At 59.7% G+C, this 19,173-nt stretch carries 15 protein-coding genes and 1 pseudogene; 12 read left to right on the forward strand and 4 right to left on the reverse strand.

The genetic code is table 11. The features are described 5' to 3' along the window. The first annotated feature begins 23 nt into the window (after positions 1-23). Positions 24-1,088, forward strand: coding sequence for a heat-inducible transcriptional repressor HrcA (hrcA, locus tag ACPF9B_RS13650; RefSeq protein ID WP_040483278.1), 1,065 nt, complete (start codon positions 24-26; stop codon positions 1,086-1,088). A gap of 12 nt (positions 1,089-1,100) precedes the next feature. Continuing rightward, positions 1,101-1,655 (forward strand): nucleotide exchange factor GrpE, encoded by a 555-nt coding sequence (locus ACPF9B_RS13655; protein WP_007206308.1) that lies wholly within the window; start codon positions 1,101-1,103, stop codon positions 1,653-1,655. A gap of 9 nt (positions 1,656-1,664) precedes the next feature. Here ACPF9B_RS13655 and mutS read toward each other — a convergent pair whose 3' ends face one another. Then, positions 1,665-4,280, reverse strand: coding sequence for a DNA mismatch repair protein MutS (gene mutS, locus ACPF9B_RS13660; RefSeq protein ID WP_424178065.1), 2,616 nt, complete (start codon positions 4,278-4,280; stop codon positions 1,665-1,667). Between the two features lie 121 nt (positions 4,281-4,401). Here mutS and ACPF9B_RS13665 point away from each other — a divergent pair, with 121 nt between their 5' ends. From ACPF9B_RS13665 to ACPF9B_RS13680, 4 genes are read left to right on the forward strand one after another with little or no spacing between them, the layout of a single operon-like run. Continuing rightward, complete coding sequence (locus tag ACPF9B_RS13665; protein ID WP_424178067.1) at positions 4,402-6,657, forward strand: NADP-dependent malic enzyme; 2,256 nt, start codon at positions 4,402-4,404, stop codon at positions 6,655-6,657. Then, complete coding sequence (locus ACPF9B_RS13670) at positions 6,657-7,529, forward strand: ribokinase (protein WP_424178069.1); 873 nt, start codon at positions 6,657-6,659, stop codon at positions 7,527-7,529. Before ACPF9B_RS13665 ends, ACPF9B_RS13670 begins: the two co-directional genes overlap by 1 nt. Positions 7,530-7,532: 3 nt before the next feature. Further along, complete coding sequence (locus ACPF9B_RS13675; RefSeq protein WP_424178071.1) at positions 7,533-8,432, forward strand: D-amino acid aminotransferase; 900 nt, start codon at positions 7,533-7,535, stop codon at positions 8,430-8,432. Further along, a complete protein-coding gene (locus tag ACPF9B_RS13680) occupies positions 8,429-9,136 on the forward strand; it encodes an HAD family hydrolase (RefSeq protein WP_424178073.1) in 708 nt (235 codons plus the stop codon). The genes ACPF9B_RS13675 and ACPF9B_RS13680 overlap by 4 nt, the downstream gene beginning before the upstream one ends. A 25-nt stretch (positions 9,137-9,161) precedes the next feature. On the opposite strand, the gene ACPF9B_RS13685 is transcribed toward ACPF9B_RS13680, so the two are convergent. From ACPF9B_RS13685 to ACPF9B_RS13695, 3 genes are all read right to left on the reverse strand, one after another. After that, positions 9,162-9,449 carry an SCP2 sterol-binding domain-containing protein gene (locus ACPF9B_RS13685; protein ID WP_424178075.1) on the reverse strand — a complete coding sequence of 96 codons (288 nt, stop codon included), beginning with the start codon at positions 9,447-9,449 and terminating at the stop codon, positions 9,162-9,164. Beyond that, positions 9,446-10,663, reverse strand: coding sequence for an argininosuccinate synthase (locus ACPF9B_RS13690; protein ID WP_007206301.1), 1,218 nt, complete (start codon positions 10,661-10,663; stop codon positions 9,446-9,448). The genes ACPF9B_RS13685 and ACPF9B_RS13690 overlap by 4 nt, the downstream gene beginning before the upstream one ends. A gap of 259 nt (positions 10,664-10,922) precedes the next feature. Then, complete coding sequence (locus ACPF9B_RS13695) at positions 10,923-11,357, reverse strand: NUDIX hydrolase (RefSeq protein WP_007206300.1); 435 nt, start codon at positions 11,355-11,357, stop codon at positions 10,923-10,925. 76 nt (positions 11,358-11,433) lie between these two features. On the opposite strand from ACPF9B_RS13695, the gene ACPF9B_RS13700 reads away from it, so the two are divergent. The 6 genes and pseudogenes from ACPF9B_RS13700 (at position 11,434) to ACPF9B_RS13725 (ending at position 19,067) form a co-directional block, all read left to right on the forward strand. After that, positions 11,434-12,426 (forward strand): Hsp33 family molecular chaperone HslO, encoded by a 993-nt coding sequence (locus tag ACPF9B_RS13700; protein ID WP_007206299.1) that lies wholly within the window; start codon positions 11,434-11,436, stop codon positions 12,424-12,426. Next, entirely contained in the window at positions 12,419-13,003 is a 585-nt protein-coding gene (locus tag ACPF9B_RS13705; protein ID WP_424178078.1) for a CoA pyrophosphatase, read from the forward strand. The genes ACPF9B_RS13700 and ACPF9B_RS13705 overlap by 8 nt, the downstream gene beginning before the upstream one ends. Continuing rightward, positions 13,000-14,142 carry a CCA tRNA nucleotidyltransferase gene (locus ACPF9B_RS13710; protein WP_424178080.1) on the forward strand — a complete coding sequence of 381 codons (1,143 nt, stop codon included), beginning with the start codon at positions 13,000-13,002 and terminating at the stop codon, positions 14,140-14,142. Before ACPF9B_RS13705 ends, ACPF9B_RS13710 begins: the two co-directional genes overlap by 4 nt. Before the next feature lie 56 nt (positions 14,143-14,198). Then, positions 14,199-16,035: pseudogene (locus ACPF9B_RS13715) on the forward strand (ABC transporter ATP-binding protein). Continuing rightward, positions 16,032-17,864, forward strand: coding sequence for an ABC transporter ATP-binding protein (locus tag ACPF9B_RS13720; protein WP_424178082.1), 1,833 nt, complete (start codon positions 16,032-16,034; stop codon positions 17,862-17,864). The pseudogene ACPF9B_RS13715 and the gene ACPF9B_RS13720 overlap by 4 nt, the downstream one beginning before the upstream one ends. Continuing rightward, positions 17,865-19,067: a class I SAM-dependent RNA methyltransferase gene (locus ACPF9B_RS13725; RefSeq protein WP_424178084.1), complete on the forward strand. Its 1,203-nt coding sequence runs from the start codon at positions 17,865-17,867 to the stop codon at positions 19,065-19,067. It abuts the gene before it with no gap. Positions 19,068-19,173 lie beyond the last annotated feature (106 nt).

Here is a 19,173-nt window from a genome sequence, read left to right on the forward strand (position 1 = left end):
CCGGCGCCCTGAAAGAGGACAAAGTGTCAGACCAAACCCCGAACATCACCCAGATGAACGACCGTTCGCGCGAAGTCTTTCGGCGCGTCGTCGAAGGCTATCTGGAAAGCGGTGCGCCGGTCGGCTCGCGCAGCCTGACACGCACGCTGTCCGAAAAGGTCAGCGCCGCCACGATCCGCAACGTGATGCAAGATCTTGAATATCTCGGCCTTTTGGGCAGCCCTCATGTCAGTGCAGGCCGTGTGCCTACCCAGCTTGGCCTTCGGATGTTCGTCGATGGCTTGCTGGAGATCGGTGACCTGGATGGCAAGGACAGGCAAGCCATCGACCAGACGATGCAATCCGCTGACAGCGATGTCGTGACGATGCTGGATCAGGTTGGGCAGGCGCTGTCGGGTGTGACACATGGCGCCAGCCTTGTCTTGACACCGAAACACGAGGCCGCAATCAAGCATATCGAATTCGTGTCCCTCAACAAGGACCGCGCACTGGTGGTGCTGGTCTTTGCCGATGGTCATGTCGAAAACCGAATTTTCACGCCCCCCCCCGGCCAAACCCCGTCATCCATGCGCGAGGCGGCGAATTTCCTGAATGCGATTGCCGAAGGGCATACCCTGTCCGAGCTGGGGCAGGTGATTTTACGCGAAATCAAGGCCCGCCGTCGCGAGATTGACACCCTTGCCGCCGAACTGGTGCAAAGCGGCCTTGCTTTATGGGAAAACGAAGGCGAATCCACCGAACGGCTGATTGTGCGGGGGCGTGGCAACCTGTTGACTGATAACGAAAACGAAGGCGATTTGGAGCGCATCCGATCGCTCTTCGATGATCTGGAACGCAAGCGTGACATCGCCCAGTTTCTTGATCTCGCTCAGGATGGCGATGGTGTGCGGATTTTTATCGGGTCCGAGAACAAATTGTTCTCTTTGACGGGTTCATCTCTGGTCGTTTCCCCTTATATGAACGCCGACCGCAAGATCATTGGCGCCGTGGGCGTCATTGGCCCGACTCGGCTCAATTATGGCCGGATCGTGCCAATCGTGAATTATACTGCACAGTTGGTGGGCAAAATGATTGCCGACCGTTCCTGAAGGAAGACAGACATGGCCGACAAAGACGCCGCATACCAAAGCCTCGATGAAATGGCCGCCGAAGGCGATATGATGGATCAAGCCCCCGAGGCTGGCATCGAAGAGTTAGAAGCGCTGCGCGCCGAGCGTGACGAATTTCGTGATAAATTCATGCGCGCATTGGCTGATGCGGAAAACACCCGCAAACGCGCCGACCGCGACCGGCGCGAGGCTGAAAACTACGGCAGCGCCCGTTTCGCCCGCGACATGCTGCCGATCTACGATAACTTGCGCCGCGCGCTGATGTCCGCCGATGAGGCTGAACAGGACATCAACAAAGCGCTGCTCGAAGGTGTCGAACTCACAATGCGCGAGTTGATCTCCGTCTTTAAAAAGCACGGGATCGATCCAATTGTGCCGCAAGTCGGCGACCGTTTCGATCCGCAACTGCATCAGGCGATGTTCGAGGCTCCGTTGCCTGGCACCAAGGCCGGCGACATCATTCAGGTCGCTGCCGAAGGATTCATGTTGCACGACCGTCTGCTGCGCCCTGCACAAGTCGGCGTATCGTCAACACCGGCATCGTAGGTCGGGGTTTCACCCCGACCCTACCATCCCGCGCAATTCATAAATCAGCGCCAAGGCATCCTTTGGCGTCAGTTCATCCGGCATCACGCCTTTCAACCGCGCCTCAACCTCTGACACTTGGTGTTTCACGGGCGGCGGCGCGGGCATCGCCGCAAACAATGGCAGATCGTCCACGAATGCCTTGCGCCCGCCCTCTCGTTCGCCTTTTTCCAATGCTTCCAGCACCACCTTGGCGCGGTCCACCACGACCTGCGGCAACCCCGCCAGCCGTGCCACTTGCACACCATAGCTGCGATCCGCCGTACCGCGCTTTACCTCGTGCAGGAAAATCACGTCGCCGTCCCATTCCTTGACCGTGACGGTGGCGTTTTCCACGCCATCCAGCTTGGCTGACAGCGCCGACATCTCATGGTAATGCGTAGCGAACAGCGCGCGGCAGCGGTTCACATCATGCAGATGTTCCAGCGTCGCCCAAGCAATCGACAACCCGTCATAGGTCGCCGTACCGCGCCCGATTTCATCTAGTATAACCAGCGCCCGGTCGTCGGCTTGGTTCAGAATCGCTGCCGTTTCCACCATTTCGACCATAAAGGTGGACCGCCCGCGCGCCAGATCGTCCGATGCGCCTACACGGCTGAAAATCTGGCTGACGATGCCGATATGTGCAGCCTGGGCAGGTACAAATCCGCCCATCTGCGCGAGGATCGCCAACAGCGCATTCTGCCGCAGAAAGGTCGATTTACCCGCCATGTTTGGTCCGGTCAGCAACCAGACCCTTGCATCTGTCAGCGTGCAATCATTGGCGACAAATGGCGCACCCTGCTTTTGCAGGGCCATTTCCACCACCGGATGCCGCCCGCCGGTGATCGCAAAGGCGCGGCTGTCGTCTAGCTTTGGCCGCACCCAGTTTTCGGTGCGTGCCAGATGCGCGAGCGCGCTTGCCAGATCCACCTCCGCCAGGGCGCGTGCCAGCGCACCAAGTGGCCCTGCCTGCGCCAGAATAGCGTCTTTCAGGCTGGAATAGAGCCGCTTTTCAATCTCCAATGCATGCCCGCCTGCGTTCAGGATGCGGGTTTCGATCTCTGACAGCTCTACCGTTGTGAAACGCACTTGGTTGGCGGTGGTCTGGCGGTGGATGAAGGTGTCGTTCAACGGTGGGGTCAGCATCTTTTCCGCATGGGTCGCGGTGGTCTCGATAAAATAGCCCAGAACATTGTTATGCTTGATCTTGAGCGAGGAGATCCCCGTCTGTACGATGAAATCGGCCTGCATCCCCGCGATCACGGACCGGCCTTCGTCGCGCAGCTTGCGCGCCTCGTCCAGTTCCGCGTCATAGCCTGCGGCGATAAACCCGCCATCGCGCGCCAGCAGTGGCGGTTCGGCGATCAATGCGGCATCCAGAAGCGCGACTAACACGTCATGCCCAGCCAAATCTCGCGCCACATTGGCCAGCAGCGGTGGCATGTCTGGATGCACTGGCAGTCGCGCCGCCTGTGCAATCGTGTTGCGGATCGCCGCCATGTCGCGCGGCCCGCCCCGGTCCAGCGCCAGCCGCGACAAAGCGCGGTCCAGATCGTGCGTGCCGCGCAAATCGCTGCGGATATCATCACATAACCGTGTCTGGTCCAGCATAAAGGCCACTGCATCCTGTCGTTCGGTAATGATCCTCAGATCGCAGCTGGGCGATGCAAGTCGCCGTTCCAGCAGCCGCGCCCCACCCGCCGTCACCGTCCGGTCGATACAGGCCAGCAGCGACCCTTGCCGTCCTCCCGCCAGTGCATGGGTCAATTCCAGCGACCGCCGTGTCGCAGCGTCGATCTGCATCGCGGATTTCTGGGTTTCACGCACGGGTGGGCGCAGCAGCGGTAGGTTGCCGCGCTGCGTGATCTCCAGATATTCTGCCACGGCAGACATCGCCGCGATCTCGGCGCGTTCAAACGCACCAAAAGCATCCAACGATCCGACCTTGAACAACGCGCAAAGCCGTTTTTCGCCTGCGGTGCTGTCAAAAGCTGACGCTCCCAATGTCGTCAACACAGCGTTAGATTCAGACACTAACGTTGACCAATCACCTTGTGCGCTGTCGACTACGATCACTTCGCGCGGGGTCAAACGTGCCAGTTCCGGCCCCAGTTTCGCCCCCGCGCAAGGCATCACATGAAACGCCCCTGTCGAAATGTCGACCCAGGCTAGCGCGCCTTGGTCACGCACCACATGAAACGCCACCAGATAATTGTGCCGCCGCGCATCGAGCAAGGAATCTTCGGTCAATGTCCCGGGCGTGACAAGGCGCACGACCTCGCGCCGGACCACCGACTTGTGGCCGCGTTTCTTGGCCTCGGCCGGGCTTTCCATCTGTTCGCAGACAGCGACACGAAATCCCTTGCGGATCAGCGTGAGGAAATACCCTTCGGCAGCATGATAAGGCACGCCACACATCGGGATGTCCTCATCCTCATGCTTGCCGCGTTTGGTCAGCGCGATATCCAGCGCGTCTGCGGCGGCGACGGCATCGTCGAAAAACATCTCATAGAAATCGCCCATGCGATAGAACAGCAAGGCATCAGGATGCTGTGCCTTGATTTCATGGTATTGGGCCATCATGGGTGTGGCTGTCGTGTTCATTTTGCCCCCGCGCACCGTCGCTGCACACTACCCAGCGCACCCTTGCGGCGAAACCCCGAAATGTACCCGTTGCGGGTGTCGGGCGGAACCCGCTATGAATGGCGGACAGAGGGGGAACCACATGGCCAAGAACAAACTTACCCGCGAAGATGCGTTGCAATTTCACATGCAGCCGACACCCGGCAAATGGGAAATTCAGGCCACGGTGCCGATGACCACGCAGCGTGACCTGTCGCTGGCCTATTCCCCCGGAGTGGCGATCCCGTGCGAGGAAATCTTTGCCAACCCGGCCACTGCCTATGATTATACCAACAAGGGCAATCTGGTCGCTGTGATCTCGAACGGTACGGCTGTGCTGGGCCTTGGCAATTTGGGTGCGTTGGCGTCCAAGCCGGTGATGGAGGGCAAATCCGTCCTGTTCAAACGCTTTGCCGACGTCAATTCCATCGATATTGAACTGGACACCGAAGACCCCGATGCGTTCTGCAACGCTGTTCGCCTGATGGGGCCGACCTTTGGCGGGATCAATCTGGAAGACATCAAAGCCCCTGAATGTTTCATCATCGAACAGCGGCTGAAGGAAGAAATGGACATCCCGGTGTTCCACGACGACCAGCACGGCACTGCTGTGATCTGTGCTGCGGGCCTTTTGAACGCGCTCTATCTGTCAGGCAAAAAGATCGAAGATGTCAAAATCGTGCTGAATGGTGCGGGGGCAGCAGGGATCGCTTGTCTGGAACTGCTCAAATCGATGGGCGCGCGGCATGACAACTGTATCATGGCCGATACCAAGGGCGTGATCTATCAAGGCCGCACCGAGGGCATGAACCAGTGGAAATCTGCCCACGCCGTGGTAACGGATGCCCGCAGCCTTGCCGATGCGATGAAAGATGCCGATGTTTTCCTTGGCGTCAGCGCCAAAGGGGCCGTCACGCAGGACATGGTCGCCAGCATGGCCCCGAACCCCGTGATTTTCGCAATGGCGAATCCCGATCCCGAGATTACTCCCGAGGAGGCGCATGCCGTCCGCCCTGACGCCATCGTCGCCACGGGTCGCAGCGATTACCCCAATCAGGTCAACAATGTGCTGGGCTTTCCCTATCTGTTCCGTGGTGCGCTCGATATTCACGCCCGCGCCATCAACGACGAGATGAAGATCGCCTGCGCCGAAGCCTTGGCCGCATTGGCGCGCGAGGATGTGCCGGACGAGGTCGCCATGGCCTATGGCAAGAAACTTTCGTTTGGGCGTGATTACATCATCCCCACACCCTTTGATCCCCGCCTGATCCACCGGATTCCGACCGCTGTTGCGCGGGCTGGCATGAAAACCGGCGTCGCGCGGCGGCCCATCGTGGATATGGACGCCTATGAGCTTTCGTTGAAATCCCGCATGGACCCGACAGCATCAATCCTGCGCAGCCTGAACGCACGGGCGCGTGCCGCGCAATCGACAGTGGTTTTTGCCGAAGGTGATGATCCGCGCGTGTTGCGCGCCGCCGTACTGTACCAGCGCGCCGGCATGGGCAAGGCGCTGGTCGTGGGCCGGTCCGACGATGTCCGCGCCAAGCTGACCGCCGAAGGTCTGGCCGAGGCTGTCGATGAAATCGACGTGGTGAACGCCGCCAACACCACCCATCTGGAAACCTATAAGGCGTTTCTTTACAAACGCCTGCAGCGTAACGGGTTCGATGCGCAGGATATTCACCGGCTTGCCGCGCGCGACCGGCATGTTTTTGCCGCGCTGATGCTGGCGCATGGGCATGCCGATGGCATGGTGACAGGGGCGACCCGGAAATCGGCCCATGTGCTGGAACTGATCAACCATGTTTTCGACGCACAGCCGCATGATGGTGCTGTCGGTGTGACTGCCGTGCTGCACAAGGGGCGGATCGTGCTGATCACCGATACGCTGGTTCATGAATGGCCGGATGAAAACGATTTGGCCGATATTGCCGAACGCGGCGCATCCGTGGCCCGCGATCTGGGGTTGGAACCGCGCGTGGCGTTTTTGTCATTTTCCACCTTTGGGTCGCCTGTGTCCGAGCGTGCTGAAAAGATGCGCAAGGCCCCCGTTGTTCTGGACAACCGCTGCGTCGATTTCGAATACGAAGGCGAAATGACCGTGGATGTTGCGCTGAATCCACGGGCGCAGGAAAACTACCCATTTTCGCGCCTGACTGGCCCCGCCAATGTGCTTGTGGTGCCAGCGCGACATTCTGCGTCAATTTCCGTAAAATTGATGCAGGAAATGGCCGGCGCGACCGTGATCGGCCCGATCCTGTCAGGCGTGGGCAAGCCGGTGCAGATCTGTTCCACGGTGTCCACTGTGAACGATATTTTGAACATGGCTGTGATCGCCGCCTGCGGGATTGATTGATGGCCATCTGGAACCTTGGGTCGATCAATGCCGATGTCGTTTATGCTGTGCCGCATATTCCCGCGCCCGGCGAGACGATAAGCACGACAGGCCGCCAGATGTTCCTTGGTGGCAAAGGGGCGAATATGTCCGTCGCCGCTGCCCGCGCCGCGGCGCGCGTGCATCACATCGGCGCGGTGGGAAATGACGGGCTATGGGCGGTAGAACGTCTACTGGAATATGGCGTGGATACCCGTAATATCGCCGTGTTAGACACTGAAACTGCGCAGGCGGTCATCATGGTGGACCCTGCGGGCGAAAACGCGATCCTGCTGCATCCGGGGGCGAATGCCGAAATCCCGCAGACCACCTTGCAAAACGCGATGGCCGAAGCGCAGACAGGTGATTGGCTGGTAATCCAGAACGAAACCAACCTGCAACGAACCGCCGCCAGTCTGGGTCGCAAGATGGCGTTGCGCGTTGCCTATGCCGCAGCACCTTTTGATGCGGACAGGGTGTTGGCAGTGCTGCCCTATCTTGATTTCTTGATCCTGAACGCAGTCGAGGCCGACCAGCTGCGCCAAGCCACGGGCAAGACGCCCGCCGATCTGGACGTGGCTGATGTGATCGTAACCTTGGGCGCAAATGGCGCCGATTGGTATGGGACTGCTGGCCACCAGCATTTCCCTGCGATCAAGGTCGATCCTGTCGATACCACCGGTGCAGGCGATACGTTTACCGGTTATGTCCTTGCGGGCCTGGATCGTGGCATGCCGATGGCGCAGGCGATCGGGCAGGCGATGCGCGCGGCTGCGTTGATGGTCATGCGCCATGGCACAGCCGATGTGATCCCCGATCTGTCCGAAGTGCAGGCATTCCAGTCCAGAGGTTGAACCATGTCCGACGTCACCACCCATCAGGCCGAACAAGACGCCCGTAACGACGCGATCCTGATCTATGTTGACGGTCGCATCGTCCCCAAGGCGCAGGCAGTTATCAGTGTCTATGACAGCGGTTTCATGCTGGGCGATGGTGTGTGGGAAGGGTTGCGGCTTTATGACGGCAAATGGGCCTTTCTAGACGACCATAACGACCGGCTGTTCGAGGCTGCGAAAGCCATTGATCTGGATGTCGGGTTGGACCGAAAAGGTGTCATTTCTGCTTTGTTAGACACGCAAAAAGCCAATCGCATGACCACCGACGCCCATGCGCGCATGATGGTCACGCGGGGGGTGAAAACGCGGCCTTTCCAACACCCGAACCTGTCGCAGCAGGGGCCGACGTTTGTCATCATCATGGAACATTCGCGCCCGAAAATACCCCGCCCGATCACGCTGACCACCGTCCCGCACATGCGTGGTTTGCCGATGACCCAAGACCCCAAATTGAACAGCCATTCCAAGCTGAACTGCATCCTTGCTTGCATCGCCGCGCAAAAGGCGGGCGCGGACGAGGCGCTGATGCTCGATGTGCATGGGTTCGTGAACACGACCAATGCCTGCAACTTCTTTATCGTGAAAAAGGGGCAGGTCTGGACCAGCACGGGCGATTATTGCATGAACGGAATCACCCGCCAAAAGGTCATCGACCTGTGTCGCGCCAATGACATCCCTGTTTTTGAACGCAATTTCAGCCTTGTCGACACCTACAGCGCGGATGAGGCGTTTCTGACCGGCACCTTCGGCGCGCAAACCCCCGTCAGCATGATTGACGGGCGTGTTATCGGCACCGGCGAACTTGGCCCCGTCACGACCCGTTTGCGCGCGCTCTACAAAGATCTGGTCGCCACATCATGAGGATCGCTATGTGGTCCGGCCCGCGGAACTTGTCCACCGCGATGATGTATGCATTTGGCAACCGCGCTGATTGCGCGATCTGGGATGAACCGTTCTATGCACCCTATCTGGCGGCGACGGGGGCTGACCATCCGATGAAGAACGCAATCATCGCTGAGCATGAAACCAACCCTGCTGAGGTCGGGCGGCGCTGTTTAGACACTATTTCGGCCCATAAGCCGCATTTCTACATGAAACATATGCCGCATCACATGATCGCGGGTTTCCCGCTCGACTGGGCGTCGCAATGTGTGAACGTGCATTTGATCCGCCATCCCGCACGGGTGATTGCGAGCTATGGTGCCAAGATGGATCACATGACGCTGGAGGATATCGGCTACCCGCAGCAAGCCGCGCTTTATGACCGTCTGGGCGGCGTTGTGATCGACAGCGCCGATATCCGCGCCGATCCCGAAGGCATGCTGCGTAAACTCTGTACCGCGATTGATCTCGCGTTCGATCCCGCGATGCTGAACTGGCCCGCAGGCCCCAAGGCCGAAGACGGGATATGGGCCAGCCACTGGTATAACGCCGTGCATCAAAGCACAGGCTTTGCCGGGGCAGAGGGGGATTTGCCGGAACTCGCTGGCGAGGCAGCGCAGCTGTGCCGCGACGCCATGCCGTTCTATGAGAAACTGGCCGCCGTCAGGCTTTCAAGCGTTTAGAGAAACATTTGAAAAAATTGCCGCTTTAGCCCTTCAGCAACTCGCCCAGTTTCAGCGCAATGCGTGCGTCGCCGGACACTTTCAGCTTGCCGGTGACGACCCCTGTCATCGGGTTCAGCTTGCCTTTGACGAGCTTCGCCAGATTGTCCAGCGTGATGCGGATGGTGCAATTGGCGGGGCGGTCGGTGTTCGATGTCGTGTTGTTTTCCAGCACGACGACCCCGTCAGCCCCGCAATCGAATTTCAGCGACCCCTGCAACGGCGCGTGATCGACGCCCCGTTGCAGCAAGGCCGTGATATCCGCCAGCGTCATTTCAGGCGGCGTGCGCGCGATGCCAGCAGTTTCAGCCGCAGGGCGTTCAACTGGATGAACCCTTGCGCGTCTTTCTGGTCATAGGCACCGGCGTCATCTTCAAACGTCACATGCGCCTCGGAATAAAGCGACCGGTCGGACCAGCGCGCAACGGTGCTGGCAGAGCCTTTGTACAGTTTCACGCGCACGGTACCGGTTACATGTTCTTGGCTTTTGTCGATCAGGGCCTGCAGCATCTCGCGCTCGGGGCTGAACCAGAATCCGTTATAGATCAGTTCGGCATAGCGCGGCATGATACTGTCTTTCAAATGGCCAGCACCTGAATCCAGCGTGATCTGTTCGATGCCGCGATGTGCCTCGAGCAAAATTGTGCCTCCGGGTGTCTCATAGATCCCGCGCGATTTCATTCCGACAAAGCGGTTCTCCACCAGATCAAGGCGGCCGACACCATGTTTTCCGCCCAGTTCGTTCAGCTTGGTCAGAATCGTGGCGGGCGACATCGCCTCGCCGTTGATCGCCACGGCATCGCCACGTTCAAAGGTGATTTCCACCATTTCGGGGGTATTTGGCGCATCTTCGGGGGCAACGGTGCGCTGATAGACGTAATCGGGCGCCTCCTCACCGGGGTTTTCCAGCACCTTGCCTTCAGAGGATGTGTGCAGCAGGTTTGCATCCACGCTGAACGGTGCATCGCCGCGTTTGTCTTTGGCTACGGGGATCTGGTTGGCTTCGGCAAATTCCAGCAGTTTCGTGCGGCTGGTCAGATCCCATTCGCGCCATGGCGCGATCACCTTGATATCGGGGTTCAGCGCATAGGCGGCCAATTCGAACCGTACCTGATCATTGCCCTTGCCGGTCGCACCATGGGCCACGGCATCGGCACCTTCAATGGCAGCAATTTCGACCAGCCGTTTGGAGATCAGCGGCCGGGCAATAGATGTGCCGAGCAGGTAAAGTCCCTCATAAAGCGCATTTGCGCGGAACATCGGGAACACGAAGTCGCGCACGAACTCTTCGCGCAAATCTTCGATATAGATGGATTTGGCACCCATCATTTCCGCCTTGGCGCGGGCGGGTTCCAGCTCTTCGCCCTGACCCAGATCGGCGGTGAAGGTCACGACCTCGCAGCCGTACTCGGTCTGCAGCCATTTGAGGATGATGGATGTATCAAGGCCACCGGAATAGGCCAGAACAACTTTTTTAGGGGCGGTCATGCGGGATGCCTTTGCGTCAAAATCTCTTGTTTTGCGCGATAGCGGGTTTTGCGGGAAGGGGCAAGGATGTGCCCGATCCTCCTGCGTCTGCGACGCAGAAGGGCCTCCGGCGGGGATATTTGGGCTCGAACGAAATGGAGCGTGTCAGATTTGAAGAAAGTTTAGCGGTTTGCAGCATTCTTTCCTCATCGTTCGAGAAGAAAATATCCCCGCCGGAGGCTCCAAGCTGTCCCGCCCCACAAAGTTCTGGGCAGCGTGCCTAGGCGTGTTGCGCCACAAATGCGGCATCGCCGTCGTTGTACAGCTCTGCCAGCGCTTCTGCAGGGGACATCCAGATCGCCATATGTCCCGGCTCGCGCGGCGGGCCATGCGGGCGGACAGGCTGGGCCAGATAGATATGGCACAGCTTTTCGGCCCAAAGATCGTATTCCGGCATGAAGGTAAACCGCCGGAATGTGCCCAGCTTGCGGGGGGCGGCGATGCGGTATCCGGTTTCTTCGAACACCTCGCGGTGGAGCGCGCGCAACGGGCTTTCGCCGGGGTCGATGCCGCCGCCTGGCAATTGGACCTCGAAATGTGGGTCGCCTTGGTAGGTCAGTAACAATTTGCCGCCGCGTGGCAGGATTGCGTAAACCCCCGCGCGCGTCGTGTAGCGCTGACCTGCTTTTGGGACCGTGCCATACCGTTTGATCATAGCTTGCCTCTTGGACGCCGGGTTGCCCCGCCTATATAGGCGCGGTATGCCAATTCCTGACATGTAAGGAAAGCCCATGAGCCTCAGCGCCAAAATCGCTTGGGACGATACCGTCCTGCCGTTCCAACTTGACGCATCCGACATCCGTGGTCGGGTCGCCCGCCTTGATGGCGTGCTGGAACAGGTTTTGAAACAGCACGACTATCCTCCCGTAATCGAGGCTTTGGTGGCCGAAATGGCGCTGTTGACCGCGTTGATCGGCCAAACGATGAAATTACGCTGGAAACTGTCTTTGCAGGTGCGCGGGTCGGGGGCGGCGCGGTTGATCGCGACTGATTACTATGGCCCGACTGATGACGGCCAGCCTGCGCGTATCCGCGCTTACGCGTCTTATGATGCGGATCGGTTGAACCATGATGCTGAACCGTTCAGCCATGTCGGCAATGGCTATTTCGCGATTCTGGTCGATCAGGGCGAAGGCACGACGCCATATCAGGGGATCACGCCCTTGGCTGGGGGGTCGTTGTCGGCCTGTGCACAGACCTATTTCGCACAATCCGAACAGATCCCGACCCGTTTCGCGCTGACCTATGGCCGCAGCCAGACCCCCGGTGAAGCCGCACATTGGCGCGCCGGTGGCGTCATGTTGCAGCACATGCCCAAGGCATCACCCTTTGCCAGCGGCGAAGGCGGGTCAGGCGAACAGGGATTGCTGGACGCAGTCGATCTTTTGTCCGATGATGAAGGCGAAAACTGGACCCGCGCGAATATCTTGCTGGATACTGTTGATGATCTCGAACTGATCGGGCCAATTGTCACGCCGACCGACCTGTTGGTGCGCCTGTTCCATGAAGAAGGCCCGCGTGTCTATGACGCGCAGCCCATCACCTTTGGCTGTACCTGTTCGGAAGCCCGCGTGCGCCAAAGTCTGTCGATCTATTCGGCCAAAGATATCAGAACAATGACGACGGACGAAGGCAATGTGACCGCCGACTGCCAGTTCTGTGGGGCGCATTACGTGTTTGCGCCGGAAACCCTTGGCTTTGAAGCCAAGGATACCAGTGCCTGATCTGTATCATCGCCTGACGGATGCGCTGGCCCGCGAGGGGCGCGCATCCAGTGATTTCGACCTCAATCTCGATATCGCGCTGCCGCAGGTGCAATTGACGCCCGCGGCAGTGTTGTTTGCCGTGCGGGCCGAAACGGAAACCGTGATCCTGACCAAGCGGTCTGCGCGGTTGAAACACCACCCCGGTCAGATCGCCTTTGCCGGGGGCAAGCAGGATGCAGGCGATCTGACCCTGACCGCCGCCGCCCTGCGCGAAGCGCATGAGGAAATTGGCCTGCTGTCCGATCAGGTTGATGTGCTGGGTGTTTTGCCACCGCACCAGACGGTGACGGGCTATCTGATCACGCCTGTTCTGGCGGTGGTCCATGGCCCTTTTGACGCCACGCCAGAGGCGAACGAGGTTAGCGAGGTGTTCGAGGTGCCTTTTGCCCATCTGGCCAACCCAGCGCAGTACCGCACCGAAGGCCGACATTGGCAGGGGTGCAAGCGGTTATATTACGCCGTGCCATACGGACCCTATTACATTTGGGGTGCAACTGCGCGTATCTTGCGTGCCTTTGCGGACCGCGTGTCATGACACGCGTCACGGGCGCATGGTTGGCCGATCCTGCCGCTCAACTGGTGTGCCGCCTTTTGACGGATGCGGGCTATCAGGCGTGGTTCGTCGGCGGTTGCGTGCGTAACGCGCTGCTGGGCGCGCCTGTCGCCGATCTGGACCTGACGACGGATGCACGGCCTGATGGTGTCACACAGCTTGCCAAGGCGGCAGGGCTGAAGGTGATCCCTACCGGAATCGACCATGGAACAGTCACTATTATTGCCAAAAACACCCCTTTCGAGGTGACGACCTTTCGTCGCGATGTGGCAACGGATGGCAGGCGCGCTGTCGTCGCCTTTGCCGATACCATGCTCGAGGATGCGCGCCGCCGCGATTTCACGATGAACGCGCTTTATGCGGGACCCGATGGTATGGTCGTCGATCCCTTGGGCGGATTGCCTGATCTGTTTGCCCACCGTGTCCGGTTCATCGAAGATGCGGAACAGCGGATCAGGGAAGATTATCTGCGTATCCTGCGGTTTTTCCGGTTTCATGCATGGTACGGGGCAGATGGAATCGATCCCGATGCGCTGGCCGCCTGTGCCGCCAATACCGACGGTCTTGCCAGCTTGTCGCGTGAACGCGTCACGGCAGAAATGCTCAAGCTGCTGGCGGCTCCTGATCCCGCCCCTGCTGTGGCGTCGATGGCGGCGGCGGGTGTGCTGGGTCAAATCCTGCCAGGGGCGGACGCCGCCCCGCTTGCCGTTCTGGTCCATATCGAGGCTGCGGTGGGCCTTTTACCCTCGCCAATCCGTCGTCTGGGTGCGCTGGGCGGTGATCCGGTAGGGGCGCTGCGTTTGTCCAAACGGGATGCGCTGACGCTGGAGCATATGCGTTCCGATCTTCCCGTATCGGAGCTTGCTTATCGCCACGGGGCTGAGGCCGCGATCAACACGGCAGCGATCACGGCGGCCGTTCTGGGGCAGGAACTAGACACTAATATAGACAAAAACGCGCAATTCGCAGCCAGCCAGACCTTTCCCCTGCAAGCCGTTGACCTGATGCCGGACCTGCACGGGCCAGCCTTGGGGCAGGCGATGAAAAAGGCCGAGGCAGCCTGGATCGCGTCAGGTTTCACGCTGACAAAAACAGAATTACTCCTGCGGTTGCGCGGATAGTTTTCCTTTCGCGCAAAGACCTGTATCAGGGGCATCTACATCCCAAGGCAGACATCATGTTCCGGTTTTTCGAAGAACTGGTCGATCCCTATACCCCGTATCAGGAGACCGACACGCCGCCCAAGCGGCTATTTCCGTTTCTGCGCGCTTATGCAGAACCGTTTCGCGCGGTTTTCTGGGTGACAGGGGCGTTGTCGGTCGTTGTGGCGGCGGTGGAAATCTGGCTGATTTCCTATCTGGGGCGGCTGATCGACATCCTGCAAGGTGGCACCCCGTCCGAGGTTTGGGCGGATAGCGGTACTGAACTGATTCTTGTCGCGCTGTTCATCCTGACGCTGCGGCCTGCGGTACATGTGTTGCAGGTGATGTTGCTGAACAACACGATCTTGCCGAATTTTGGCACCTTGGTGCGCTGGCGCGCGCATCGCCATGTGCTGCGCCAGTCCGTCGGTTGGTTCGAGGATGATTTTGCAGGCCGCATCGCCAACCGGATCATGCAGACCCCGCCCGCTGCGGGCGAGGTCGTGTTTCAGTTGTTCGATGCGATCACTTTTGCCATCGCCTATATCATCGGGGCGATCATCCTGTTGGGTGATGCCGATATGCGGTTGATCCTGCCCCTGATGGTCTGGCTGCTGCCATATCTGTTTCTGCTGGCTTGGGTCGTGCGCCGGATTGGCCCCGCGTCAGAGGCATCGTCAAACGCGCGCAGCGTGGTGACGGGGCGCGTCGTCGACAGCTATACCAATATCCATTCGGTCAAGATGTTCGCGCATCACGACAGTGAAATTGCCTATGCCAAAGATGCGATCGAAAACGCGCGCCGCACGTTCCAGCATGAAATGCGGCTTTATACGCTGATGGATGTGGTTCTGATGTTGCTGAACGGCGTGTTGATCGTGGGGGTCGTTGGCTGGGCGATCTGGTTGTGGGGGGGGTGGTACGGCCACGCTGGGTGTGGTTGCGGTGGCCACATCGCTGACCCTGCGGCTGAACGCGATGTCGGGCTGGATCATGTGGGCGATCAGCAACTTTTTCCGCGAACTTGGCGTGGTCGCCGAAGGGATGCAGACGATTGCGCAGCCAGTCACGCTGCTGGACCGCTCACGCGATGACCTGCGCGTTACGGCGGGCGCGGTCACGATCAGTGATCTGTCGCATCATTACGGGCGTGAAAAAGGCGGGCTGGACCGGATCAATCTGCAAATTGCCCCCGGTGAAAAGGTCGGGCTTGTGGGCCAGTCTGGCGCGGGCAAATCGACTTTGGTCAAGCTGCTGTTGCGGTTCTACGATATCGAACAAGGCTGCATCGCCATCGATGGACAGGACATCGCGACCGTTACGCAAGACAGCCTGCGCCGTGCCATCGGGATGGTCCAGCAGGATTCATCCTTGCTGCATAGGTCGGTGCGCGAAAACATCCTATACGGCCACCCCGAAGCCACCGAGGACCAGATGATCGCCGCCGCAAAACAGGCCGAGGCGCATGATTTCATCCTTGGGCTGGAGGACAGCGAAGGAAACCAAGCTTACGCCGCGCGTGTTGGCGAAAGGGGTGTCAAGCTGTCGGGTGGACAGCGTCAGCGGATCGCTCTTGCACGCGTGATGTTGAAAGATGCACCGATCTTGTTGTTGGACGAAGCGACCAGCGCGCTAGATAGTGAAGTAGAGGCCGCCATTCAGCAAACACTTTACGGGATGATGGCTGGCAAGACGGTAATCGCAATCGCGCACCGGCTTTCGACAATCGCGCAGATGGACAGGATCATCGTCATGGACCAAGGCCGCATCATCGAGGATGGCACGCATGACGCGTTGCTGGCGCAGGGCGGGCAATATGCGCGGTTCTGGGCACGGCAATCTGGCGGGTTTCTGGGGCAAGATGCATCGTGAAACCTGAACGCTGGATCAACCCTTTTGAGCGCGCCGTAGGGCCGCCACCGCAGACGCTGATGGCGTTTTTGCGCTGGTGTCTGGGCGGGGCGATGCCGGTTATCGGGCTGGGGGCTGTCGTATCCGCACTTGCAGGCCTGCTAGAGGTCGCAACCGCGCTAATGCTGGGTTGGGTGATCGACGCCGCCATCGGCAGTGACATGCAATCATATTTCAGCACGAACCTGTGGTTACTGGCCGGTGTCGGAGCGTTTTTCGTGATCCTGCGGCCTGTGATCCTTGGCCTGTCGGGGATGTTCCAAGGCGTTGTGCTGGGGCCTGCGCTGAACAACCTCGTGCTGTCGCGTTTGCACCGTCATTCCTTGGGCCAGTCGGTCACGTTCTTTGACAATGATTTTGCGGGACGGATCGCGCAGAAACAGATGCAGGGCGCGCGGGCGACGACAGATTTCGTGGTCGATATGATCCAGACGGTTGCCTATGCGCTGGCTTCGCTGGTGGGGTCGGTCGTGCTGCTGCTGACGATTGATTACCGCACGGCGGGTGTGCTGGCGCTGTGGGTGCTGGGGTATATCTGGCTGATCACCTTCTACATGCCGCGTATCCGTACGCGGTCGCAGGCGCGCGCCGCCAAACGGGCGATGGTCACAGGTCAGGTTGTCGATACGATCACCAATATCAAGACGGTCAAACTGTTCGCGCATGATGCATTCGAGGATCGCGCCGCCACCGATGCGATGGAAACCTATTGGGGGTCCGCCGTGCATTTCGGCTGGTTGTCCACATCTTTCCGGTTCTGGCTGATGGGGCTGGGCGGGCTGTTGCCCGTGCTGTTGGTGGGCACGACGCTTTATTTCTGGTCGGTCGGTGCCGCGACTGCGGGTGATATTGCCGCTGCCGGTGCCATTTCGCTGCGCCTGGCGCAGATGACCGGCTGGGTCAGTTTCACGTTGATGGGTATCTACGCCAATGTGGGCGAGATCGAGGATGCGATGCAAACCCTGTCGCCTGCGCATCAGTTGACCGATGCGCAGGACGCTGCTCAATTGCAGCCCAAGGGTGGCGCGATTGAGTTGCGCGATGTCACCTTCAGCTATGGGGGTGGGCCGGGGGGCCTTGACCATGTCAGCCTGTCGATTGCCTCGGGTGAAAAACTGGGGATCGTTGGTGCTTCGGGGGCAGGGAAATCCACGCTGGTTGCCTTGCTGTTGCGGCTTTACGACACCGAACAGGGGCAAGTCCTGATTGACGGCCATGACATCCGCGACGTGACGCAGGAAAGCCTGCGCCGCCAGATCGCGATGGTCACGCAGGAAACGGCGATGTTCAACCGCTCTGCCCGCGACAATATCCGCTATGGCAAGCCCGATGCCACGCAGGCCGAGGTCGAAGCGGCGGCGACCAAGGCCGAGGCGCATGGCTTTATCCAGTCCTTGCGCGATTTCAAAGGGCGCAAGGGGTATGATTCCCATCTAGGCGAACGCGGCGTGAAACTGTCGGGCGGCCAGCGCCAGCGCATCGCCATCGCCCGCGCGATCCTGAAAGACGCACCGATCCTTGTGCTGGACGAAGCGACCAGCGCGCTTGATTCCGAGGTCGAGGCGGCAATTCAGGATTCGCTCGACATCATCATGGATGGCAAGACCGTCATCGCCATCGCGCACCGGTTGTCCACATTGGCGGCGATGGACCGGATTGTCGTACTTGACGGCGGGCGCATTGTGGAACAAGGCACCCATGACGCATTGCTGGCTAAGGCTGGGCTTTATGCCCGCTATTGGAACCGGCAGTCGGGTGGGTTCATCAATGTGCAGGATGCTGCGGAATAAATGCTGACAATCGAAAGCCTGACCCATCTGGGGCTTGGCCGCGCCTCTGACGGCCGGTCGCTTATCCCGCGCGTGCTGCCGGGCGAGGAAATCGACGTTGCCCAAGACGGGACCATGCGGATTGTCACGCCGTCAGCGGACCGTGTCGCGGCGCCGTGCCGCCATTTCAAAAGCTGCGGTGGCTGTGCCATGCAACATGCCAGCGATGATTTCGTCGCAGGTTGGAAACAAGACATTGTTGCGCGCGCGCTTGCGGCCCATGGCCTGCACCCGGTGTTCCACGCGATCGCTACATCGCCCACCCAGTCGCGGCGCAGGGCAAAATTCGCGGGGCGGCGCACGAAAAAGGGCGCGCTGGTCGGCTTTCACGGCAGGGCGTCGCATACGCTGATCGACGTGCCAGATTGTCAGCTGGTGACGCCTGCGCTGCTTGCGACCATGCCCGCGCTGCAAGAACTGACGATTCTGGCCGCGTCGCGCAAGGGCGAGGTTGATCTGACCGTGACCGAGACGGCACTGGGTGCCGACGTGCTGGTTGGCACCGACAAGGACCTGACCCCCGATCTGCGCGTGGTGCTTGCCGCCCTGGCCAATGCGCATGGGTTGTCTCGGCTGGTGTGGAACGACGAACCCGTCGTCACGATCAACCCGCCCGATCAGAATTTTGGCGGCACCAAGGTGACGCCACCACCCGGCGCATTTTTGCAGGCGACCAAGCAGGGCGAGGCCGCGTTGCTGGCCGCCGTCGACGCCATCACGCAAGGCGCATCTCGTATCGTCGATCTGTTCGCGGGCTGTGGTACCTTCACTTTGCCGCTTGCCGCGCGGGCCGAGGTGCATGCAGTGGAATCAGAAACGGCCATGTTAGCTGCGCTTGACCGTGGCTGGCGCGCGGGTCGCACCTTGCGCAAGGTGACGACCGAAGCGCGCGACCTGTTCCGCCGTCCGCTAGAACCAGATGAGATAGCGAAATATGACGCTGCGGTCATTGACCCGCCGCGCGCAGGCGCCGAAGCGCAGATCGACGCATTGGCGCGGTCTGACATCAAGACCATTGTCATGGTGTCGTGTAATCCGGTGACTTTTGCCCGCGACGCCAAGGTGCTGGTCGATGCTGGCTTTGCGATGCCCTGGGTGCAGGTCGTCGACCAGTTTCGCTGGTCGCCGCATGTGGAAATCGTGTCACCGTTCACACGAAAATGACCCTAGCGATATCAATATGGCTAGGTTGCAGAAAAATTTTGTCATAAAAGAACACGCAAGCGGCACCATAGACCGCGTATTTGGGCAGTGACATGATTTCAAGACG

The organism is Yoonia sp. TsM2_T14_4 (assembly GCF_049602355.1).
Taxonomy (GTDB): Bacteria; Pseudomonadota; Alphaproteobacteria; order Rhodobacterales; family Rhodobacteraceae; genus Yoonia; species Yoonia vestfoldensis_A.